Here is a 22951-nt window from a genome sequence, read left to right on the forward strand (position 1 = left end):
ATGTGGGAGGGGCTTGCTCCCGATGGCGGTAGGTCAGTCGACAAATTCATGGCTGACCCACCGCCATCGCAGGCAAGCCAGCTCCCACAGGGGGCTGCATTCCACGTCACAGACCCAGGCGCGATTAAGCCCAGTGTTTACAGCGCAATTTGCTCTAAAGCCCCACACTTTTTCCGGTCATGACTTCCTATACTGCGACATAAGGTCGCACACATATCCAGACCTTTCAGGCCACTTGGCCGGCGGGCGCTCCGCTTGGGGGGCGATGGCAATAACGACAGGAGTGACTGGCATGATCCATCACGTCGTGGGGCTTTTCACCCATCCCGACCAGGAATGGCGGGAAATTCGTGGCGATAAAGAAGAAAGCATCGGCCACATGTACCTCACCCATACGCTGATTCTCGCGGCGATCCCCGCCGTATCAGCTTTTATCGGCACCACCCAGGTCGGCTGGGTCATCGGCAATCGCTCCCCGGTCATGCTGACCCAGGAAAGTGCGCTGTGGATGACCATCATGTCCTACCTGGCGATGCTCGGCGGCGTTGCGGTAATGGGCGCCTTCATCCACTGGATGGCGCGCACCTATGACGCCAACCCCAGCATGGCGCGCTGCGTGGCGTTCGCCACCTATACCGCCACGCCCCTGTTTATCGGCGGGCTGGCAGCGCTGTATCCGCATATGTGGCTGGGCATGATCGTCGGTACGGCCGCCATCTGCTACACGGTGTACCTGCTCTATGTGGGGCTACCGACCTTTATGAGCATCGACCCCGATGAAGGCTTCCTGTTTTCCAGCTCGGTACTGGCGGTAGGCCTGGTGGTCCTGGTGGCGATCATGGCGTTTACCGTGATTGTCTGGGGCCTGGGCGTCGGTCCGATCTACACCAACTAGCCGTCTTTTCAGCGCAGGAACAGCCACCGCAAGGTGGCTTTTGCGTTATGCATGACCATTCGGCGCCTGACCGATTCGGAAACACCCCTGGATGCGGCATACTGGACATCTCTGGAGATATGTACAGCATGCCCGAGCAACTCAATACCCGCGTCGAAGATTGTTTCCTGCAAGCCGAATCCTTTTTCAAACGAAGCTTCAAACGCCCCCAGGTCAGCCTCAAGCTGCGTGGGCAGAAAGCCGGTGTCGCGCATTTGCACGAGAACCTGCTGCGCTTCAATCCCCAGTTGTACCGGGAAAACAGCCAACACTTCCTCAAACAGACGGTGGCCCACGAAGTGGCGCACCTGATCGCCCACCAATTGTTCGGCGAGCGCATCCAGCCCCATGGCGAGGAATGGCAGTTGATCATGCGCGGGGTCTACGAACTGCCGCCCGATCGCTGCCATACCTATGAGATTCAGCGTCGGCGGGTGACCCGCTATATCTATCGGTGCCCGTGTGCCGACAGTGACTTCCCGTTCTCGGCCCAGCGCCATGGGTTGGTGAATCAGGGGCGGCGGTATTTGTGCCGCAAGTGTCGGGGGACGTTGGTGTTTACCGGGGAGACTCGGGTGGAGTGAGGTTTTGGGGTGGTTTCACTGGCCCCATCGCGGCATAGGTATCTACACATCTTTTTAGTGATTCTTAGGTTTGTGTACATATCCGTTGCTGCGGTCATGGCGGCTATTGGTTCCGCCCTTACGGCGGGTCACTTTTGGAAAAGAGCCCCAAAAGTAACCAAAAGGGCTCTTGCCCCACCACTCGGCACCTCGCCCAGGCTCGGTGTGCCCGTCATCCGACATTGATTTGGGGGGCCGCCGCGATGGGCCATCCATGGCCCAGCGCGGCTAACCCGGCGTCCTGCCGGGTTACCCCCCAAATCAATATCGGATGACGGCCAGCGTGGTTTAACGGGGCGCCTGAGATCAAGATCAAAAGCAAAGCGAGGCGGCCTGACAGCCGACCTGATCGTCGAAGCGTGCGCGGATTCCTGTGGGAGCTGGCTTGCCTGCGATGACGGTGTCTCAGCCAATACATTTATCGACTGATACACCGCCATCGCAGCGATGCGGCGACCCGACAAGCCAGCTCCCACAGGGGGGAATGCAGCTTCGCGCTCTGGCATTGCTGTTGCTCTGCTTTTGATTTGGCTTTTGATCTTGATCTGAGGCGCCCCGTTAAACCACGATGGCCGCAGGCAGGTATTGCGCAGTGGGCACCCCGGCATGGATGCCGGGGTAGCCGCGACACGGCCAGGGATGGCCGATCGCGGCGGGCCCACGGAGCAATGCCTGACTGCGGGCATGCCGAGCCTAGGCGAGACACCGAGTGGTGGGGCAAGAGCGCTTTGCTTACTTTGGCGCTTCTCCAAAGTGAGCCGCCGTAACCGCAGCAACGGATATGTACACAAACCCAATCAGCACTAGATAAAAGAGTTGTCTAGATACCCATGCCCGCGATGGGGCCCGAACAGCCACTACCCCACCACCTTGGCCCCCCGCAGCTCGGCTATCCGCTGAGTACTGAAACCCAACTCCCCCAGCACCTCATCACTGTGCGCCCCCACCGCAGCACCGATATGCCTCGGCTCCGGCACCCCTTCGGAAAACTTCAGCGGGCAGGCCATCTGCGCCTGGAACGAGCCATCCCCGCGGGGCACCTGGCTCACCAGCTCGCGGGCCTGCAACTGCGGGTGCTGCAGGGCTTCGCCCAGACTGAGCACCGGCTCGACGCAAGCATCGACCCCGGCAAACAACGCACACAGCTCCTCGAAGCTGTGCCGCTCAAACTCCACTTGCAGCGCCTGCTTGAGGGCCTTTTGCTGTTCGGGCTTGGGCGACAAGCCCTGGGCCGCCAGCTCCGGGCGCCCCAGCGCAGTACACAATTGCTGCATAAACCCCGGCTCCAGGCTACCCACCGACAGCCAGCGCCCGTCCCGCGAGCGGTAGTAATCGTAGAAGCTGCCGCCATTGAGCACCTGGTCTTCGCGCCCAGGCTCCACCCCACACGCCAAGTAAGCCGCGCCGGCCATGGCGTTGAGGCTGAAGGCGCAGTCGGTCATGCTCACATCCAGGTACTGCCCCAGCCCACTGTGCTGACGCGCAATCACCGCCGCGAGCAGGCCGACCACGGCATGCAACGAGCCGCCGCCCACATCCGCCAATTGCACACCCAGGGGCACTGGGCCGCTGTCCTGGCGCCCGGTGTAGCTGGCGACGCCGGACAAAGCCAGGTAATTGATGTCATGCCCGGCGCGGTCCTTGTAGGGGCCGGTCTGGCCATAGCCGGTGATGGACACATAGATCAGCTTCGGGTTGATCGCCTTCAACGCTTCATACCCCAACCCCAGGCGCTCCATGACCCCAGGGCGGAACTGCTCCAGCACGATGTCGTACTCCGCCACCAGTTGCCGCACGATCTCCAGCGCCTCGGGCTGCTTGAGGTCCAGGGCCAGGCTGCGCTTGTTGCGGTTGAGGTAGGCATGGCTGGCCGACACGCCACGGTCGTGGGGCGGCAACACCCGCAGCAGGTCCATGCGCGTGGGGGATTCGATGCGCAGTACCTCGGCGCCCATGTCTGCCAACAGCAGCGAAGCAAAAGGCCCCGGCAGCAAGGTCGAGAAATCCAGCACTTTGAGGGACGCCAAGGGGCCTGACATGGGAGCTCCGATTCCGATTCGATGGAACACAGAGTAGGCAATCTTGCGCGGCAGCGGCAATCACCGTAAGCATCATCGACAGTGACCGTTGTGCTCGTACGCCCATAAAAAAACCCATCCGAAGATGGGTTTTTCAGTACTGCGTCAGCGTTTACTTAAGCGCTGGTGCCGGGCCTTCGGCCACGCCCAGGTCATCCAGTTCGCGGGTTTCGGAGATACCGGTACCGCCGGAAGCCAGCTCGCTTTGCAGCTTGTCGGTGTCCAGTTCCTTGACCCACTTGGCCACAACGATGGTCGCTACGGCGTTACCGACCAGGTTGGTCAGGGCACGGGCTTCGGACATGAAGCGGTCGATACCGAGGATCAGCGCCAGGCCGGCAACCGGCAAGTGGCCAACCGCCGACAGGGTTGCGGCCAGTACGATGAAACCACTACCGGTCACGCCAGCAGCGCCTTTGGAGGACAGCAGCAGCACCAGCAGCAGGGTGATCTGGTGGGTGATGTCCATGTGGGTGTCAGTCGCCTGGGCGATGAACACGGCAGCCATGGTCAGGTAGATCGAAGTACCGTCGAGGTTGAAGGAGTAGCCAGTCGGGATAACCAGGCCCACCACCGACTTCTTCGCACCCAGGCGTTCCATCTTGATCAGCATGCGTGGCAGTGCGGACTCGGAGGAGGAAGTCCCGAGTACGATCAGCAGCTCTTCACGGATGTAGCGCACCAGTTTCAGGACGCTGAAGCCGTGGGCGCGGCAGATGCCACCCAGGACTACCAGCACGAACAGGATGCAGGTGATGTAGAAGCAGATCATCAACTGGCCCAGTTGCACCAGCGAGCCAACACCGTAGGCACCGATGGTGAACGCCATGGCGCCCAGGGCACCGATCGGCGCGAGCTTCATGATCATGTTGATGATGTTGAACATCACGTGGGCGAAGCGATCAATGAAGTCCAGCACTGGCTTGCCGTAGGCACCCAGGCGATGCAGGGCGAAACCGAAGATCACCGAGAACATCAGCACTTGCAGAATATCGCCGTTGGCGAAGGCGCCGACGATGGTGTTGGGGATCACGTTGAGGATAAAGCCGACGATGCTCTGGTCTTTACCGGCAGTGACGTAGGCTGCGACTTTCGAAGCGTCCAGGGTCGCAACGTCGATGTGCATGCCAGCGCCTGGCTGCACCACGTTGACCACCACCAGGCCGATCAGCAGGGCGATGGTGGAGACGATTTCGAAGTACAGCAGCGCGTAGCCGCCGGTCTTGCCCACCGACTTCATGCTCTGCATGCCGGCGATGCCGCTGACAACGGTACAGAAGATGATCGGGGCGATGACCATTTTGATCAGCTTGATAAAGCCGTCACCCAATGGCTTGAGGGCCACACCGGTCTGCGGGTAGAAGTGACCGAGCAGGATACCGATAACGATGGCAACGATTACCTGGAAATACAGGGTTTTGTAGAACGGCTGACGAGTCGTCATTGCAAAGTTTCCTCAAGAGTCCCGTGGGGCAAATATCCGCCATTGCCCACGACACTTGAATTGCGAACCCTCCTGCACTGGAGGGATTTGTTTTGGCGAGCTGCTGGCTGGCAGATCTGTATTCCTTATCGCAAACGGCGTGCCACTTTCCGCAAAAGCCCTGGAGCCCACAAACCATGGGCCTGTCGGCTGTGCACCGGCAGCATTCTTGGTTGAGTCAGGTGGCGGATATCCGCCCATCATTCCAATCTCGTCCTACAATTTGGCGGATATCCGCCTTGTCCGCCCCAGGCGCGATGGCTACCATCGGCCACTCAATGGACGAGGCCCCTGCATGCGCGAACGCACCATCGCCAGTCATTACGCCCGCGCTGCCCTGGGCGGCGCGCGCCGGGCCGGCTACGATTACTCGAGCCTGTTGCAGCAACTGGGGATTGCCCCGGAACTGCTGGCAGAACCCCGTGCGCGCATCGCGCCAGAGCAATTCACGCAGCTGTTGCAGCGGTTGTGGCAGGCGCTGGATGACGAGTACCTGGGCTTTGCCGATGGACCGAGCAAGCGCGGGACTTTCGCCATGATGTGCCACGCATTGATTCATTGCCGCACCCTGGAGAAGGCGCTGGAGCGCGGATTGTTGTTCTACAGCCTGTTCCCCCAGGGGCCGCGCTGGCGGTTGAGCCGTGAAGGCGATATGGCACGCCTGAGCCTGGATGACTCGCACCTGTGGGATCCGGATCACTTTTTGAGCGAGTCCCTGCTGGTGATCTGGCATCGCCTCGGCAGTTGGCTGATTGGCCAGCGTATCCGCCTCGAGCAAGCGACCTTCAGCTACCCGATGCCGGCCCATGCCAGCGAATACGACCTGCTGTTCCCTTGCCCCCTGGTGTTCAGCGCGGCCAGCAGCAGCCTGGTGTTCCCCAGTCGCTACCTGAACCTGCCGCTGTTGCAGGATGAACGCACCCTCAAACACTTCCTCGAACGCTCCCCCGCCGACCTGTTGTCCCGGCCAGACGAAGGCGACAGCCTGAGCAGCCAGTTACGTCGCCTGCTAAGCCGCGACCGCACACCCTGGCCAGACCTGGAAGCCGTGGCGCAGCACCTGCACATCAGCCCGCAGACCCTGCGCCGGCATTTGCGGGAAGAAGGCACCAGTTTCCAGGCACTCAAGGATGAATTGCGCCGCGATATTGCGATTTTTCATCTGGGGCGGGCGGATTTGTCGTTGCAGGAAATTGCCGAGCAACTGGGGTTTTCCGAGCCGTCGGCGTTTCATCGGGCGTTCAAGAAGTGGACGGGGGTGACGCCGGGGGCTTATCGGGCGCAGGAGAGTTGAAGATGCAGTGTTTGGTCGGGCGTCATCGCAGGCAAGCCAGCTCCTACATTTTGATGTGCGAACACAGTTAAATGTGGGAGCTGGCTTGCCTGCGATGGGGCCGGCGAATCAATAAAGGTCACAGCGCCGGAAAATGAATCCTGAACGCCGCGCCCCCTAAAGGAGAGTCCCCCAGGGTCAACCGCGCGCCATAGCTTTCAATAATGTCCTTGACCACCGCCAACCCGATCCCCTGCCCTGGATGCTGGCGATCCAGGCGTTCGCCGCGCTGCAAGATCCGCGCGCGCTGGTCGGGTGGCACGCCGGGGCCATCGTCTTCGATGCACAAGCGCACGCCATCGGCACTTTCATCCAGGGTCACGCGCACCTCGCTCAGGCACAGGCGGTAGGCGTTTTCCAGCAGGTTGCCAAGCAATTCCAGCAAAGCGCCCTGCTCGATGGGCACATCGCATTGCTCCGGCAACGCAAAAGACACCCGCACCCGCTTGTCGCGGTAGACCTTGTCCAGGGTGTCGCACAGGCTCTGCAACACCGGGCGCAGGCGCACCTGGTGACGCACCAGGCCACTTTTGCGCAGGCTGGCACGCTGTAACTGGTAGCTGATCTGCTGGCTCATGCGCTCGATCTGCGACTGCAGCACCCGCGCCTGCTCAAGGTCCTGGGGGCGCTGGGCCATGTCTTCACTCACGCCCTGCAATACCGCCAGCGGGGTTTTCAGGCTGTGGGCCAGGTCATCCAGGGAGTCGCGGTAACGGGTGCGCTGCTCGCGCTCGCTGTGCAGCAGGCGGTTGAGGGAGCCGGTCAGGCGCAGCAGCTCCCGTGGGTGTTGCTCGCTGAGGCTTTCGCGGGTGCCGCCTTCGATTTCATCCAACTCCTGGCTGAGCCGGCGCAAGGCTTGCAAGCCCCAGGTCAGGCCGATCCACAACAGGCTCAACAACACCAGCAAGGCGGCGCCGAAGCCCAGGTAGAGGTTTTCCCGCAGCCCCTCAAGGGTCACCTGGTATTCGCGCACCGGTTGCAGGGCAACGATACTGAACGCCGCGCTCTTGCCCCCCAGCAGCTTGACCTCGACGTCATACACGAAGAATTCCTGGCCATTGGCCTCGCGAATCTTCGCAAACTCGCTGCCGCGCCCGTCGTAGCGCGGGCGGTAGTTGATGTTTTCTTCCCTGGTGGCCCGCGAACGCCAGACCAGATGGCCTTCGCGGTCATAGATGTAGCCCAGCAGGCGGCTGTCGGTCAGGTTGAAGCGCTCATCGGGCAACTGTGCCGGCATCAGCAAGCGGTTGTTATCGACCCGCGCGGCAGAAATCAGCGTGGTCACATCCGACGCCAGGCGCTGCTCGATGGAATCCTGCAACGCCAGGCTGAACGCGCCCTGCATCGCCGGCAACAGCCCCAGCATGAACAACACGGCCAGGGTGGTGGCCGCCAGCATCAGGCGCACACGGAGCGAACGGATCAACGGCAGCGCTCGTTAAACAGGTAGCCCAGGCCGCGCACGGTGTCGATGGGCTTGAACCCGGCCGGGGCCTCGAGCTTGCGACGCAGGCGACCGACCAGCACTTCGATCACATTCGGATCGCGCTCGTCGTCATCGGGATAGAGCTGTTCCATCAACCGATCCTTGGCCACCACTTGTTGGTGGTGGCGCATCAGGTATTCGAGGATCCGGTACTCATAGGCCGTCAGCGCCAGGGGCTGCTCGTCGAGGGACGCCTGCTTGCGGTTGAGGTCCAGCAGCAACGGGCCGGCGACGATGGTCGATTGGGTAAAACCGCTGGAGCGGCGCAGCAGTGCGTTCATTCGCGCTTCCAGCTCTTCGAACTGGAACGGCTTGACCACATAGTCGTCAGCCCCGGCGGCCAGGCCTTCGACCTTGTCCTGCCAGTTGCCGCGTGCCGTGAGAATCAGGATCGGGAAGGTCTTGGCCTGGGCCCGCAATTGACGGATCAGGTCCAGGCCGCCCATGCCTGGCAGGCCCAGGTCGATGATCGCCAGGTCATGATTGAATTGCCCGGTCTGGTACAGCGCTTCTTCGGCGTTAGCCACGGCTTCGACCACGTGGCCGCTGTCGCCAAGACGGGTCAACAGGTGATGGCGCAACAACGCCTCATCTTCGACAACCAGCAATTTCATAACACTCTCCAAGGCCAATCCACTGTCCTGCAGGGAAACATCATAGCGGCCCTGCAGGTATGCTTGCGCAGTTTACGGCCATTGAACTGAACACAGTCTGAACCGGCGGGCTACCCAGGTGTGTGCCGCCCCGTGCAGAATAGCCGCCATGAACCCGATACCCGCCTGCTGCACCCCACTTGATGACCATTGGCCGCTGCCCGACACGTTGCCCGGCACGGTGTTCCTGAGCACCCGCTTCGAGCCTAAATTGCTTGAGGCCGGCGACTTCCAGCGCTGCGCCGTGCCGCCACCGGCCAGTATCCAGCGCTCGGTGGCCAAGCGCCAGGCCGAGTTTCTCGCCGGCAGACTGTGTGCCCGCGCCGCCTTGCAACAGCTCGAAGGCCTGGACTGCATCCCCGCCATCGGCGAGGACCGCGCCCCGGTATGGCCCGGCCATATCAGCGGTTCGATCACCCACAGCACCGGGCACGCCGCGGCCATCGTCGGGCATAAGTCGCAATGGCGCGGGCTGGGCATGGACCTGGAAAACCTGCTGTCCCTTGAACGGGCCGAGCGCCTGGCCGGGGAAATCCTCACCCCGGATGAACTGCAACGCATGGCCGCCGGGCCACGAGAGCAGATTGCGCAATGGGTGACGCTGACGTTTTCGGCCAAGGAGAGCCTGTTCAAGGCGCTCTACCCGATCGTGCAGAAGCGCTTCTATTTTGAACATGCCGAGGTGCTGGAGTGGTCTGAGGCAGGCTCGCTGCGCCTGCGGTTGCTGACGGACCTGTCCAGTGAGTGGTGTTATGGCAAGGAGCTGGAGGCGCAGTTTGTGGTGCACGAGGGGCAGTTGTTGAGTTTGGTGGCTATCGGCGCCTGATAGATAGCTACCGCAGGCTCAAGTTTTGTCCTGGTCCCGAGGCCAACTCAGGCTGAAGCAGGCGCCACCCAGGTTGTTGCTCTTGCTGATCAACGCCCGCCCGCCGTGCCAGTAGATAATCCGCCGCACAATCGACAAGCCCAGGCCATGCCCGCCCGAGGCGCGGGTGCGGCTGTCATCCAGGCGCAGGAAGGGGGTAAAGATCCGTTCCCAGGCACTTTCCGGAACTCCCGGGCCATCGTCTTCGACGTCGATACGGCATCGCACCTGGCCCACCTGGTAGCTGATCAGCACCCGCGACTGGGCATGGCGCATGGCATTGCTCACCAGGTTTTGCAGGGCGCGGTGCAGGTAGCGCGGCTCGGCATCGACCCAGGCAGCGTCCAGATGGGCCGATGACAGGCACACCCCCCGCGCCACTTCGATCCCCGGCCGCAGCGGCGCCAGTTCCTCGATCACCTGATCGAGCAAGGCACTCAGGTCGACCCGCTGGAAACTCAGGGCCGGCGAACCCTGCTCCAGGCGCGCATAGGTCAGCATCTCATCCACCAGGCCGTCGAGGTCCTGGATATCGCTGTCCATGCCTTCCATATATTTACGCCGGGCTTCGGGCGTGGCGGCGTCGCCGATCATCTCCAGGCCAAAACGCAGGCGCGCCACCGGCGTACGCAGTTCATGGGACACCGCGCGCACCAGTTCGCGCTGGATCGCCAGCAGGCGCTGCAAGTGCTCGGCCATGCCATTGAAGGCCGCCGCCAGACGCCCTACCGAGTCAGCCCCGCGCGCCGGCACCCGGGCTTCCAGGTTGCCTTTGGCGATGCGCGTGGCGGCCGCCTCCAAGCCACGCAGGCGGCGCTCCAGTTGACGCACCAGCAAGTACACGATCAGGCCGATCAGGGTCAGGCCGATCAGGGCAATCAGCACCAGCCATTGCGCCGGATAAGGGTTCATTTGGTACAGCGGGCCGATTTCCAGAACCCATGGCGTGCCGACCATGCCGGCAAACACGCGGATCGAGTCCCCCCCCTTGCCCAGGGCCATCACCGTGTCGCCTTCGGCCACGCGACGCCGCTGGTCCTCGTCCATGTCGGCTTCGTCCAGCTTCAGCAGGTGCATTTCAAAGCCGAAGCCCTTGGCCTCTTTCAAGTCAGCCAAGCGTTGCGGCTGCTCGGCCACCGGAAACCGCACCAGTTCGTCGGCCAGCAAATAAATGGTGGCCCGGGCCAATTGCTCGCTGATCTGCTGCACTTCGCCGCTGAGCAGCAGTTCCTCTTTCTCACTGACCAGGCGCAAGACCCGCGCCGCATGGGGTCCGGTCTGCTCCACCAGGACCTGGCCGCGTTGCAGGCGATTGCGCTGGCTCAGGTCCAGCTGGGCATCCGCCACCGCCTGCAATTGCAAGGGAATCCCCAGTAACCGCTCCCACACCGCCAGGGCGCGCTGGCGCTCGATACTGCTCATCGGTTGCAGGTTGTCGCCCATAAGGGCAAAGGTGCCGTGGGCCAGGCGTTCGCGATACTGGCCGCTGCGCACCTCATTGAGCAGGTGCAGGGCCAGGACGCCGAGCAGCGCCACCAGGATCAGCGCCGCGCACATGCCGCCGTAGATGCGCAGGAAGATCGAGTTCACGACAGCATATCGGCAGCAGCTTCGGGGACGAACAGGTAGCCTTTGCTGCGAATGGTCTTGATCAGGCGCGGGTGGATGGGGTCGTCGCCGATTTTCGGGCGGATCCGCGAGATGCGCACGTCAATGGAGCGGTCCTGGCCGTCGTAGCCGATGCCGCGCAGGGCGGTGAAGATTTCTTCGCGGGACAAGATACGTCCGGCATTGGCCACCAATAACCACAGCAGGTCGAATTCGGCGCTGGTCAGCTCGATGCCGCCGTCGTGCAGCCAGGCTTCGCGCAGGGCGTTGTCCACCACCAGCGGGCCGAACTGCAGGCGCCGCTGCTTTTCCGGGACGGCGGGCTCGGAGCTTTCGCTGCGCCGCAGCAAGGCCTGGATCCGCGCCAGCAGCAGGCGCGGGCGCACCGGCTTGCACACATAGTCGTCGGCGCCCATGTCCAGGCCCAGGACCTGATCCATGTCGTCGGTACGCGCGGTAAGCATCAGGATCACCCCGTCGTAGCGCTCGCGCACCTTGCGGCAGATGCTCAGGCCGTCTTCGCCGGGCAGCATCAGGTCGAGGATCACCAGGTCCGGCTGCTCGGCAATGATCCGCGCCACCGCCTGGGCCCCGTCGCCCTCTATCGAGACCCGCAGGCCGTGGCTTTCCAGGTAGTCACGGGTCAACTCAGCCAGACGCTGGTCATCCTCGACAATCAATACCTGCCAGGCTTCTTGCTCCACGGGTGGTCCTCGTTTTTATAAGCGATCTGTCAGGACTGCGCAGATTCAAATGTGGCAGCGGGCAAGCCAGCTCCCCTATTTTGATCTTCGCCAGCCGTACCTAATTTGTCATGCACAAAGGGCATAATCGTGTAGGAATGAAGGCCGATTGTAGCCATGGCCCCGCCCTCAAACACAAGCCAGGAAATGCATTCGGTGATCGCCTTTTTTTGTGATAGGGTTCGCGCCCGCAAAAATCCAAGCGGGTGTTTTCGGCTTGGCATATTCGGTGACAAACGGCGCGATGCAGCAGTACTGCGGCCTACACGGCGGTTCCACCTTTCATACACATTTTACCCACAGCGTTATCCACAGGCAGTGCGTTGCTAAGCCTTCCAAAACGCATTATCTTGTACCTCGTCGCTAAAAAAACCCTACATGTAGGGTTTCAAGCGAAAAGACCAAACACAAATCAGACAAGAAACTCAAGCCCTTTCTTGCTCCTGTTTGGTGGAACTTAAACCTTTTTCGAAAGCCCAAACCGCGCACGCGGATGGCTGCTGTTTTCCAACCCCGAATGGGAGAAAGCGGTACGGGTGTTGCAATACAAGCAACACCCACTCAGGAATACGGCAAAGAGCTTAAGGCTCGGAACCGAAGACTTCGGCATGGAAGCGGCGCGAACAGCTCCCTTCCTCCTGTCCCGAGGTTGTTATGCCAGGCCAAGGCCTGTTGTAAGTGCTTCAGGACGGAACGGTGGGCACCGTGATGGTGCCCAAATAAATATAGAATGTGGAGACACCCCCCCATGCAAACCGACACAACTCGCGAGAACCCGCAAGGCTCCGTGCCGCAGGCCGCTGATTCGAATATGGATCTGTCCGCCACCGCGCCCGGCCAATTGCGCGTGATCAAGCGTAACGGCACTGTCGTTCCTTATACCGATGACAAAATCACCGTCGCCATCACCAAAGCGTTTCTTGCAGTTGAAGGCGGCACCGCTGCCGCTTCGTCGCGTATCCACGACACCGTTGCCCGCCTGACCGAACAAGTTACCGCGACCTTCAAGCGTCGCATGCCCTCGGGCGGCACCATCCACATCGAAGAAATCCAGGACCAGGTCGAACTGGCCCTGATGCGTGCCGGCGAGCAGAAAGTGGCCCGCGACTACGTGATCTACCGTGATTCGCGCGCCAAGGAGCGTGCCGTACACGCGCCGTCCGCCGAAGCCGTGCAAGCTCACCCGTCGATCCGCATCACCCTGGCTGATGGTTCGTTCGCGCCGCTGGACCTGGGCCGCCTGAACACCATCATCACCGAAGCCTGCGAAGGCCTGGAAGAAGTCGACGGCGACCTGATCCAGCGTGAAACCCTGAAGAACCTGTACGACGGCGTGGCCCTGACCGACGTCAACACCGCCCTGGTGATGACCGCCCGTACCCTGGTCGAGCGTGAGCCGAACTACTCGTTCGTCACCGCCCGCCTGCTGATGGACACCCTGCGTGCCGAAGGCCTGGGCTTCCTGAAAGTCGCCGAGAGCGCGACCCACCACGAAATGGCCGACCTGTACGCCAAGGCCCTGCCTGCCTACATCGCCAAGGGTATCGAGTTCGAATTGCTCAACCCGATCCTGGCCACCTTCGACCTGGAAAAACTCGGCAAGGCGATCAACCACGAGCGTGACCAGCAGTTCACCTACCTGGGCCTGCAAACCCTGTACGACCGTTACTTCATCCACAAGGACGGGATCCGCTTCGAACTGCCGCAAGTGTTCTTCATGCGCGTGGCCATGGGCCTGGCGATCGAAGAGAAGAACAAAGAAGACCGTGCCATCGAGTTCTACAACCTGTTGTCGTCCTTCGACTACATGTCGTCGACCCCGACCCTGTTCAACGCCGGTACCCTGCGTCCACAGCTGTCGAGCTGCTACCTGACCACCGTGCCGGATGACCTGTCGGGCATCTACCACGCGATCCACGATAACGCCATGCTGTCCAAATTCGCTGGCGGCCTGGGCAACGACTGGACGCCGGTGCGTGCACTGGGTTCGTACATCAAGGGCACCAACGGCAAGTCCCAGGGCGTCGTGCCGTTCCTCAAGGTAGTGAACGACACCGCCGTCGCAGTGAACCAGGGTGGCAAGCGCAAAGGCGCGGTATGTGCCTACCTGGAAACCTGGCACATGGACATTGAAGAGTTCATCGAGCTGCGCAAGAACACCGGTGATGATCGTCGTCGTACCCACGACATGAACACCGCCAACTGGATCCCTGACCTGTTCATGAAGCGCGTCTTCGATGACGGCCCGTGGACCCTGTTCTCGCCATCCGAAGTGCCGGACCTGCACGACCTGACCGGCAAGGCCTTCGAAGAGCGTTACGAGTACTACGAAGCCCTGTCCCAGTACCCAGGCAAGATCAAGCTGTTCAAGACCATCCAGGCCAAAGATCTGTGGCGCAAGATGCTGTCGATGCTGTTCGAAACCGGCCACCCATGGTTGACCTTCAAAGACCCGTGCAACCTGCGCAGCCCGCAGCAGCACGTGGGCGTGGTCCACAGCTCGAACCTGTGCACCGAGATCACCCTGAACACCAACAAGGACGAGATCGCCGTCTGCAACCTGGGCTCGATCAACCTGCCGAACCACATCGTCAACGGCAAGCTGGACACCGCCAAGCTGGAACGCACCGTCAACACCGCCGTACGCATGCTCGATAACGTGATCGACATCAACTACTACTCGGTGCCACAGGCGCAGAACTCCAACTTCAAGCATCGTCCGGTCGGCCTGGGGATCATGGGCTTCCAGGACGCTTTGTACCTGCAGCACATTCCTTACGGTTCGGATGCTGCGGTCGAGTTCGCCGACAAGTCCATGGAAGCGGTCAGCTACTACGCGATCCAGGCTTCCTGCGACCTGGCCGACGAGCGCGGCGCCTACGAGACGTTCCAGGGTTCGCTGTGGTCCAAGGGCATCCTGCCGCTGGACTCGCAACAGATCCTGATCGAGCAGCGTGGCCAGAAGTACATCGACGTTGACCTGAACGAATCCCTGGACTGGGCACCGGTACGTGCCCGTGTGCAGAAAGGCATTCGTAACTCCAACATCATGGCCATCGCACCGACCGCGACCATCGCCAACATCACCGGCGTATCGCAGTCGATCGAACCGACCTACCAGAACCTGTATGTGAAATCGAACCTGTCGGGCGAATTCACCGTGATCAACCCGTACCTGGTCCGCGACCTGAAAGCCCGCGACCTGTGGGACTCGGTAATGATCAACGACCTGAAGTACTACGACGGTTCCGTGCAGCAGATCGAGCGCATCCCGCAAGAACTCAAAGAGCTCTACGCGACCGCCTTCGAAGTGGACACCAAGTGGATCGTTGACGCCGCCAGCCGTCGTCAGAAGTGGATCGACCAGGCCCAGTCCCTGAACCTGTACATCGCCGGCGCTTCGGGCAAGAAACTCGACGTGACCTACCGCATGGCTTGGTACCGTGGCCTGAAAACCACGTACTACCTCCGTGCCCTGGCCGCGACCAGCACCGAGAAGTCGACCATCAACACCGGTAAGCTGAACGCTGTATCCAGCGGCAACCACGGTGACGATTCGGTACTCGCTGCTCCAGCCGGCCCGGCACCAGTGCCAAAGGCCTGCGCGATTGACGAGCCGGATTGCGAAGCTTGCCAATAAGCTGAGCCCGCCTTGGGTTTAACTCCCTAGGCTAAAAAGCCCTCGATATGCCCAGTGGTGTATCGGGGGCTTTTTTTGCCTGGCAAAAAACCCGGCCCAGGCTAGATCAACACAGTCGCCAGACCCGACTGAGGTACACCGCCTCGCCGCCCCCACAACTCGATGCGGCCATCAATCACGGCCATTGAGTGGCCATTATATTCCACGGTTCCCACCTTGCTGTTTCTCAAGTCAGCATCGGTCGCCGGCCGGTAAAGCCCCTTCAGGCCCAAACGATCCAACCCCTCGCGGGAGTACTCACCATCGTTGAGGCTGTCCATCGCAGCCGTGAAACTGCGTCCGGCCGTGCCGTCGTTGTTTTCCATCTGCGCGCGCTTGGCACTTGCGGCATACAGGAAGTTGGCATCGGTCAACATCTGAGGGTCGTCACCCTTGAAACGAGCGTGTGTGGCCGCCTGCTTCAATTCGTCCTTGGTAAAAGACACCTTGACCCCATCGCGCATGGTCACTTCATAGCCGTTGGCCGTCTCCTTCACCTCCTTGAAGATGTCCGTAGGTTTCTGGCCGTACCGCATCATGGCGGCCTTTATCGCCGAAACGGTAATGCAGTTGCCATCATCGCCCTGGCTGAAGCCGCTCCAGATATTGCTCGGCTTTTTCCCGGGGTTACTATTGTCCGGTTTGTAGTTGTAATACTTTGAGCCTTCGGTAATCGGCTTATTGCTCATGGACTCGGTGGGGCCAAACCCACCCGGACTCACTCTACCGCCACCGCCGCCACCACCCCCCCCGCCGCCACCTCTTGGCGATGGCGGGGTCGGTGGTGCTACATCCTCGGGAAACCATTCCTCCAGCAACCGCTTGAGAAATTCAAGAAACTTGTCATCCGCGTCTTTGATCCCACTGTTGAGAATTTCCTTGAATTTCTCGTCACCCAGCTTCTCGCGCAGAACATTCAATTTGTCGCGTAGATCCTGAACCGTCTGGGTCCTGGCGCCTTGCTCAGCATCGAACATCTGGCGCAGCGACGTCTTGACCGTAGACTCTGCGCTTACGGACTGGGCAGGCGATGGCACACTTGATGCTGCAGGTACAAACATTGCGCGCCCAGCACCTGGCGCAGACACCCCTGAACTCCACATTCTCAGCCCCCCTGATGGATGAGCCCGCAGGGCTCTGGACCAATCAGTGGCAAGGCAGAAGCGGCGTGTTCCTTCCTAAGGATTTCACCGCGTTACCTGACGCGTCGCGGGGGATTTTCCAACGCCCACAAAAAAGCCCCTCTTCCGAGGGGCTTCTTGTCCAGCGCTAGCGCATCACGTCATCTGAATGATGGTCTGCATGATGGTGCTCTGGGTGGAGATCGTCTTGGCGTTCGCCTGGTAGTTGCTCTGGGCCTTGATCAGGTCCACCAGCTCATTGGTCAGGTTGACGTTGGAGTTCTCCAGGGAGTTGGCCACGATCGAGCCCAGGGTCCCGGCTTCCGGTGTATCGTAGCCAGGCTGGCCCGAGGCAAAGGTTTCTTTCCAGGTGGTGCCACCGGCAGGCTGCAGGCCTTGCTCATTGTTGAAGCTGGCCAGGGAGATCTGGCCAATGGCCTTGCTCTGCTGGTTGCTGAAGGTGGCGAACAGCACACCGCTGCCGTCGATTTTCAGCCCGGTGATTTCGCCGGTGGCATAGCCATCAGTGATCGGCGGGTTACGGTAGCTGGCCGAGTTGTACTGAGTGATGTCGGACATGTTGATCGCGATACCGCCCGGGTTGGCAGCAGCCCCGTTGTCAGGGTTCCACACGCCATTTTCCATGACGCCCGGCTTCCAGTCGCTGATGGTCAGGGTGGTATTGGATACGGTGCTTGGCGGGGTAATGATCCCCGTCAAGGTGCCTGAGGTATCAAATGTCACCGTGGAGGCCACCGGAGCAACCGCACCGGTTCCCTTGAGCGGCGTACCGTCAGGGTTACGTCCGTCGATCAGGGTGTAGGAGTTCCAGGTATTGGAGCCGGTTTTCACCATGTACTGCACCATCTCATGGGCGTTGCCTTGAGTGTCATACAAGGTGGTGCCGTACTGCTCGGTAAACGAGCTCGCTACAGTCGGGTCAAACGGGTTGGTCGTCTGGTCGATCACCGGTTTGGAGGAGTTCAGGTTGCTGCTGGAGTCAACCTTGGTCGACGCTTTAGGCGGCAGGTTGGACAGGTTGATCCGCAGATCGGTCAGGCCGCTCTTGGAAATCTTGCCATCTTCATCGGCAGCATAGCCCTGCAGGCGCGAGGTGCCGGTGTTGTTGGTGATGTAGCCGTCCTTGTTCGCCTGGAACGAGCCATTACGGGTGTATTCCAGCGAACCGTCGCTGCCCTTCTGCACGAAGAAGCCGCCGCCCTGGATACCCATGTCCAGCACGCCGCCGCTGCCGTTGACTTCACCCTGGGTGAACTGCTGGGAAACGGCCGCCAGGTTCACGCCGGTGCCAATGGTTTTATTGCCGGTGCCCAGGCGGGACGCGGCATAAATGTCGCCGAATTCTGCGCGGGACGACTTGAAACCGGTGGTCGCGACGTTGGCGATGTTGTTGCCGGTCACATCCAGTTGTTTGTTGGCCGCATAGAGGCCGCTAAGGCCGATATTAAAAGACATGTTTCTCTCCTCTTGCCGTATTTAGCCGGCTCTATGTACCGATAGTCTGAATTTGCGACAGCTTGATGCTGCCCATGCCGCCAGAAAGATTGAGCAGCATTTCGCCGCCGGTCTGGCTCAAGGTCACGCTGGTGACCGTGGCCGGCAGCGAGGTTTTCAGGGAGACCGAATCACCGGCGTCATTCTTGGTGCTGGCTGCGAAGGTGTAGGTGCCAGAATCAAGCTGCTCGCCCGCTTCGTTTTTACCGTCCCAGATAAAGTCCGACTTGCCGGCGCTCTGGGCGCCCAGCTCGATGGTCTTGACCAGCTTGCCGTCCTTGTCGGTGACCTTGACGGTGACACTGCCCACCGACGCCCCCACGGCAACCGAGCCGGTAAAGCTCTTGCTGGTATCAACCAGGGCCTTGTCGGTTTCAATAATCACCGAGCGCCCTACCAGCGAAGACGCTTGCAGCGCTTGCGACGACTTATAGTTGCCGGTGATGGTGTTCACCGAGTCGTTCAAGGTGTTGATGCCTTCCAGGCTGCTGAACTGCGCCAGTTGGGCCACGAACGCGCCGTTGTCCTGGGGCGACAGCGGGTTCTGGTTCTTCAGCTGGGTGACCAGCAGTTGCAGGAATGCATCCTTGCCCAGGGACTGGTTGCCCGAGGCCGCCTTGGCCGTATCGGCCAGGTTGCCCTGAGTGGACTTGGCATCCTTGACCTTGGAGTCGAACAGACTCTGGACCGTCGAGTTACTCGACACATCGTTAGTGACGGACATGCTTTAGCGCCCCTTATCACTGACCGAGGGTCAGGACCTTCTGCATCATGGCTTTGGCGGTGTTCATCATTTCCGCGTTGGTCTGGAACGAGCGACTGGCGGAAATCATGTCAGCCATTTCCTCGACCACGTTGACGTTGGGGTAGTACACGTAGCCCTTTTCGTTCGCAGCGGGATGATTGGGTTCGTAGCGGGCGTCGAGGTTGCTCTGGTCTTCGACCACACCCAGCACCTGCACGCCCTGGCCGGCAGCATCCTGGCTCTGGAACAACGAGTCGCTGCCGCCGTTCTGACCGGCCTGGAACATGGTGGCGAACACTGGGTGCCGGGCGCGATAGGTCTGGTCGATGCTCGACGACACCGTTTCGGCGTTGGCAATGTTACTGGCGACCGTGTTCAGACGCGTGGTCTGGGCGCTCATGCCACTACCGGCAATATTGAAAACACTGGATAGAGACATGGCTTATTCTCCGCGCAGGGCTGACATCAGCCCTTTGAATTTGCTGTTGAGCAGGGTGAAGCTGGCCTGGAAGTTCACCGAGTTCTCGGCGTAGTTCGATTGTTCCAGCTGCGCGTCGACCGTGTTCTGGTCGATCGACGGCTGCATCGGCGTGCGATACATCAGCGACTCATCGCCACTGCTCAGGCCCTGCGCTTCGATATGACGGTTATTGGTCATGTTCAAGGCGAAGGAGCCGTTCTTGGTCTTGTCGCTCTGTGCGGCGAGCACGGCGGCAAAGTCCAGGTCCCGAGCCTTGTAGTTCGGGGTATCGGCGTTGACGATGTTGTTAGCCAGGACTTCGGCACGCTGGGCGCGGAAGCCCAGGGCCTGTTCATGGATACCGAGCGCTTTATCGAAGCTGATGCTCATGGCGGAAACCTTTAGGGGCTGACCTGCTTTTCTGTAACAGGGTTATAGCAAGCGCCATGCCAGGTTTTTCAGAGCCCATAAATCAAGGGCTTAGGGAGATATTGCCGGTGGCAATGCCGGAAAAGCGGCAACGCTTGACCGCGAAACGTCAGGAAAGCGGCAATGGGTGTTGCCGTTTTATGCCGGGGAGATAATCGATGGCGTTGCCGCCAGCGATGGCCGGCCGGGACCTTTGGTTGACGATGAGCAACCAAAGGTCTTTTCTTGCAAGGTTTCCACTATCGGCATCAAGCGCCTTAAAGGCGCCATCAAGTCAAAAGGATTACGTTTTCCTTAAATACGACGCCGTTTCCGGTCATGGTTCCCCTCTGGACCCTGCCGCCCTTGCTCCCCCAGTGATCCTCTACCCCTCCAACCACCACCATCGAATGGGCCGTACCGGGCCCCGCGACGTCCTTCTCTATGATGCCCAGCCGGCCATTCTGCAGATCGCTTACGGTTCCCTGCCGAATATGATCCTTCATGCCCAGCCGGATAAAGGCGTCCTTGGTGTGCTCACCATTGCCAAGGGAGTCCAGGGCCTTGGAAAAGTCATATTTCGAATTTTCATGGTTGGCTTCCTGTGCTTTCTTGGCACTGGTCGCATAGGCCAGGACTGCGGTCTTTTTCATCACAGGATCATTACCTTTAAAGCCGGCATGACGCTCTGCCGCCTCCATCTCCTGGCGAGTCAAATTCACCTCACTCCCGTCCTTCAACGTGATGTGGTAGCCATTCTGGGTTTCCTTCACATCCTTGAAGAGGTCGGTCTCCTTCTTGCCATAGCGCTCCATCATTGCCTTGATGGCTGAAACCGTGGCGCAGTTACCATTTCGCCCTTGAAAAAACCCTGCAAAAACATCCCCGGTATCTTTCCCGGCCTTGAGTCCGGCACGGACTGAATCGCCCCCTCCAAAAGAAGAGAAATCGTTTGTCGGTAGAGAGTCACTGGAGGCAAAAGAGTCGTAGCTAAAAGCCTGTCTCGAAACCCCACTATTGACCGGGGAAAAGCTGATGCTCGGCGCCCCGGACGCCTGAGTGCCAGGCATAGGGCTGGAACCTGCCCACCCCCTTGCCGCCCCTGCGGGGGGATCCTGCACACGCCGCGATTCAATAACCGGATCGAACGCAAAACGTGCACCTCCCGGACGATGCTCTGTCGAAATGTTTCCCATACCCTCCTCCTTCCGGTGAACGTGGCGATAAAGACTTCGCGCCCTCGTCAACACGGCTTACGTTTTGAACGAACGGAACTTGCCCACCCATCCGTGGCGAGCTGAGAAACATAAGTTCCAGAAGGGGGAACATCCCGCGCAAAAAAAAGGGAGACCCTTGCGGGTCTCCCTTGTTTGCACGGCTTGCCGCGTCCTGAAGAACGGGCTCAAACCATCACTTGGCCTGGTAGATAATACCGGGGCTGCACTGCACCATCTGGTAATGATCCGGCAAGCCATTGAGCGCCTCGGAAGCACCGAGAAACAGATAGCCTCCACGCTTGAGCGTGCCATGGATGCGCAACAGGATGTCCTTCTTCACTTCAGCCGAGAAGTAGATCAAGACGTTGCGGCAAAACACGATGTCGAACTTGCCCAGGCTGGCGTAGCTGTCCAGCAGGTTGAACGAGCGGAACTCCACCCGGCTCTTGATCGGCGCCTTGACCGCCCAGCGCCCGGCCCCCTTGGGGTCGAAATAACGCTGCAGGCGCTCCGGCGACAGACCGCGGCCCAGGGCCAGGCTGTCGTATTCGCCCGTCTTGCAGTTGGTCAGCATGGTGCCGGACAAGTCAGTGGCGACAATTTGCACCCCTGCCTTCAACTGGCCCATGTTGGTCCGCTCGAACTCGTCGATGGACATCGACAGCGAATACGGTTCCTGCCCCGACGAACACGCCGCCGACCAGATGCGCAGGCGCTGGCCAGGGCTGGCCTTGATCGCCTCGGGCAATACCTTGTTCTTGAGCACCTCGAAGGGATAAGTATCGCGAAACCATAAGGTTTCGTTAGTGGTCATGGCATCGACCACCATCTCCTTGAGCCCGCTGCGCGGTTGGCCCTGGATGCGCTGCACCAGCTCGCCCAGGGACTTGATGCCCTGCTGCTCCATCAATTTGTTGAGACGGCTTGATACCAGGTATTGCTTGTTTTCACCAAGCAATATGCCACAGGCTTTTTCCAGGAATACCCGGAACTGTTCGAAATCCAAATTACCCGTAGACAATGAAACCGCCTCTTAACTCGTGTGACCGCCAGGGAGAAAGCCCCTAGCCGTGATCTGCAGATTTGATCCGGTCGACTACCCGGGATGCCAGGTCATCAGGACGGAATTTGGCCAGGAAGTCATCGGCACCGACCTTCTTGACCATCGCCTGATTGAATACACCGGACAATGAAGTATGCAGGATGATATGCAATTTTTGCATGCGTGGGTCGTTGCGTATCTCGGCCGTGAGGGTGTAGCCGTCCATTTCCGGCATCTCGATGTCGGAAATCATCATCAGGAATTCTTCTTCCGGTTTCTTGCCTTCGTCCACCAGCTTACGCAGATAATCCAGCGCCTGGCGGCCATCATTGAGCGCCACCACTTCGACACCCACGGTCTGCAGGCAACGGGACACCTGCTTGCGCGCCACCGAGGAGTCATCCACCGTCAACACCCGCAGGGAAACGGCCTTTTGCTGGGTCTGCTCATCCACGACCCCCACCGAAATCTGCTCCGACGTGGGTGCCACTTCCGCGAGGATCTTCTCGACGTCGATGATTTCCACCAACTGGTTATCGACCCGCGTCACTGCCGTGAGGTAGTGATCGCGCCCGGTGCCCTTGGGTGGTGGATGGATCTCTTCCCAGTTCATGTTGACGATGCGTTCCACCGAGCGCACCAGGAAACCCTGGGTCTTGGTGTTGTACTCGGTGATGATCACAAACGGGCTCTCACGATCCTGCAAGCCGGAAGAGCCGGTGGCCATCGCTAGGTCAAGAATCGGAATCGTCGCACCCCGGATGTTGGCCACGCCACACACCACCGGGTTGGACTTGGGCATTATGGTGAGCTTGGGACATTGCAGCACCTCCCGCACTTTAAAGACGTTAATGCCATAGAGCTGCTTGCCATCGAGACGAAACAGCAACAACTCCAGGCGATTCTGCCCTACCAGCTGTGTGCGCTGGTTCACTGAATCCATTACACCCGCCATGCC

The 22951-nt window shown here is 60.3% G+C and carries 19 protein-coding genes; 5 read left to right on the forward strand and 14 right to left on the reverse strand.

Annotation, left to right across the window (positions count from 1 at the left end):
• Positions 1 to 292 precede the first annotated feature (292 nt).
• The gene (locus PSH73_RS18980) at positions 293 to 895 is read left to right on the forward strand and encodes a Yip1 family protein (RefSeq protein ID WP_057960416.1); all 603 of its coding nucleotides are present in this window, start codon (positions 293 to 295) and stop codon (positions 893 to 895) included.
• A gap of 128 nt (positions 896 to 1023) precedes the next feature.
• The gene (locus PSH73_RS18985; protein ID WP_057960419.1) at positions 1024 to 1518 is read left to right on the forward strand and encodes a SprT family zinc-dependent metalloprotease; all 495 of its coding nucleotides are present in this window, start codon (positions 1024 to 1026) and stop codon (positions 1516 to 1518) included.
• Positions 1519 to 2414: 896 nt separating this feature from the next.
• Here PSH73_RS18985 and PSH73_RS18990 read toward each other — a convergent pair.
• Together PSH73_RS18990 and PSH73_RS18995 are read right to left on the reverse strand one after the other, a co-directional pair.
• A complete protein-coding gene (locus PSH73_RS18990; RefSeq protein WP_305461190.1) occupies positions 2415 to 3596 on the reverse strand; it encodes a CaiB/BaiF CoA-transferase family protein in 1182 nt (393 codons plus the stop codon).
• A 151-nt stretch (positions 3597 to 3747) separates the two neighbouring features.
• The gene (locus tag PSH73_RS18995) at positions 3748 to 5079 is read right to left on the reverse strand and encodes a dicarboxylate/amino acid:cation symporter (RefSeq protein ID WP_057439678.1); all 1332 of its coding nucleotides are present in this window, start codon (positions 5077 to 5079) and stop codon (positions 3748 to 3750) included.
• 334 nt (positions 5080 to 5413) lie between these two features.
• Between PSH73_RS18995 and PSH73_RS19000 the strand changes: the two genes are divergently transcribed.
• Positions 5414 to 6412, forward strand: a complete 999-nt coding sequence (locus PSH73_RS19000; RefSeq protein WP_057960421.1) for an AraC family transcriptional regulator — start codon at positions 5414 to 5416, stop codon at positions 6410 to 6412.
• Positions 6413 to 6530: 118 nt separating this feature from the next.
• On the opposite strand, the gene PSH73_RS19005 is transcribed toward PSH73_RS19000, so the two are convergent.
• Both PSH73_RS19005 and PSH73_RS19010 read right to left on the reverse strand, forming a co-directional pair.
• Positions 6531 to 7877 (reverse strand): ATP-binding protein, encoded by a 1347-nt coding sequence (locus PSH73_RS19005; RefSeq protein WP_120733926.1) that lies wholly within the window; start codon positions 7875 to 7877, stop codon positions 6531 to 6533.
• Positions 7874 to 8551: a response regulator transcription factor gene (locus tag PSH73_RS19010; RefSeq protein ID WP_057960423.1), complete on the reverse strand. Its 678-nt coding sequence runs from the start codon at positions 8549 to 8551 to the stop codon at positions 7874 to 7876. Before PSH73_RS19010 ends, PSH73_RS19005 begins: the two co-directional genes overlap by 4 nt.
• Positions 8552 to 8699: 148 nt before the next feature.
• Here PSH73_RS19010 and PSH73_RS19015 point away from each other — a divergent pair, with 148 nt between their 5' ends.
• Positions 8700 to 9416: a 4'-phosphopantetheinyl transferase gene (locus tag PSH73_RS19015; protein WP_057439681.1), complete on the forward strand. Its 717-nt coding sequence runs from the start codon at positions 8700 to 8702 to the stop codon at positions 9414 to 9416.
• Positions 9417 to 9434: 18 nt separating this feature from the next.
• On the opposite strand, the gene PSH73_RS19020 is transcribed toward PSH73_RS19015, so the two are convergent.
• Complete coding sequence (locus tag PSH73_RS19020; protein WP_198831479.1) at positions 9435 to 11045, reverse strand: ATP-binding protein; 1611 nt, start codon at positions 11043 to 11045, stop codon at positions 9435 to 9437.
• A complete protein-coding gene (locus PSH73_RS19025; RefSeq protein ID WP_057439682.1) occupies positions 11042 to 11767 on the reverse strand; it encodes a response regulator in 726 nt (241 codons plus the stop codon). Before PSH73_RS19025 ends, PSH73_RS19020 begins: the two co-directional genes overlap by 4 nt.
• A 787-nt stretch (positions 11768 to 12554) precedes the next feature.
• Here PSH73_RS19025 and PSH73_RS19030 point away from each other — a divergent pair.
• Complete coding sequence (locus tag PSH73_RS19030) at positions 12555 to 15446, forward strand: ribonucleoside-diphosphate reductase subunit alpha (RefSeq protein ID WP_057960426.1); 2892 nt, start codon at positions 12555 to 12557, stop codon at positions 15444 to 15446.
• 101 nt (positions 15447 to 15547) lie between these two features.
• On the opposite strand, the gene PSH73_RS19035 is transcribed toward PSH73_RS19030, so the two are convergent.
• The 8 genes from PSH73_RS19035 to PSH73_RS19070 all read right to left on the reverse strand — a co-directional run bounded on the left by PSH73_RS19035 (position 15548) and on the right by PSH73_RS19070 (position 22948).
• Complete coding sequence (locus PSH73_RS19035) at positions 15548 to 16546, reverse strand: hypothetical protein (RefSeq protein ID WP_305461194.1); 999 nt, start codon at positions 16544 to 16546, stop codon at positions 15548 to 15550.
• A 216-nt stretch (positions 16547 to 16762) separates the two neighbouring features.
• Positions 16763 to 18082 (reverse strand): flagellar hook protein FlgE, encoded by a 1320-nt coding sequence (flgE, locus tag PSH73_RS19040; RefSeq protein ID WP_057960428.1) that lies wholly within the window; start codon positions 18080 to 18082, stop codon positions 16763 to 16765.
• 31 nt (positions 18083 to 18113) lie between these two features.
• Positions 18114 to 18845 carry a flagellar hook assembly protein FlgD gene (gene flgD, locus PSH73_RS19045; RefSeq protein ID WP_057960429.1) on the reverse strand — a complete coding sequence of 244 codons (732 nt, stop codon included), beginning with the start codon at positions 18843 to 18845 and terminating at the stop codon, positions 18114 to 18116.
• A 16-nt stretch (positions 18846 to 18861) separates the two neighbouring features.
• Positions 18862 to 19305, reverse strand: coding sequence for a flagellar basal body rod protein FlgC (gene flgC, locus PSH73_RS19050; RefSeq protein ID WP_029294486.1), 444 nt, complete (start codon positions 19303 to 19305; stop codon positions 18862 to 18864).
• Positions 19306 to 19308: 3 nt separating this feature from the next.
• Positions 19309 to 19716 carry a flagellar basal body rod protein FlgB gene (gene flgB / locus PSH73_RS19055; protein WP_305461196.1) on the reverse strand — a complete coding sequence of 136 codons (408 nt, stop codon included), beginning with the start codon at positions 19714 to 19716 and terminating at the stop codon, positions 19309 to 19311.
• 308 nt (positions 19717 to 20024) lie between these two features.
• On the reverse strand, positions 20025 to 20930 hold the full coding sequence (locus tag PSH73_RS19060; protein WP_128593708.1) for a hypothetical protein: 906 nt from the start codon (positions 20928 to 20930) through the stop codon (positions 20025 to 20027).
• A 214-nt stretch (positions 20931 to 21144) separates the two neighbouring features.
• Positions 21145 to 21972: a protein-glutamate O-methyltransferase CheR gene (gene cheR, locus PSH73_RS19065; RefSeq protein ID WP_057439687.1), complete on the reverse strand. Its 828-nt coding sequence runs from the start codon at positions 21970 to 21972 to the stop codon at positions 21145 to 21147.
• Between the two features lie 43 nt (positions 21973 to 22015).
• Positions 22016 to 22948 (reverse strand): chemotaxis protein CheV, encoded by a 933-nt coding sequence (locus PSH73_RS19070; protein ID WP_057439688.1) that lies wholly within the window; start codon positions 22946 to 22948, stop codon positions 22016 to 22018.
• Positions 22949 to 22951 lie beyond the last annotated feature (3 nt).

Origin of the sequence: Pseudomonas sp. FP2294, from assembly GCF_030687625.1 — a bacterium.
Lineage (GTDB): Bacteria > Pseudomonadota > Gammaproteobacteria > Pseudomonadales > Pseudomonadaceae > Aquipseudomonas > Aquipseudomonas shahriarae.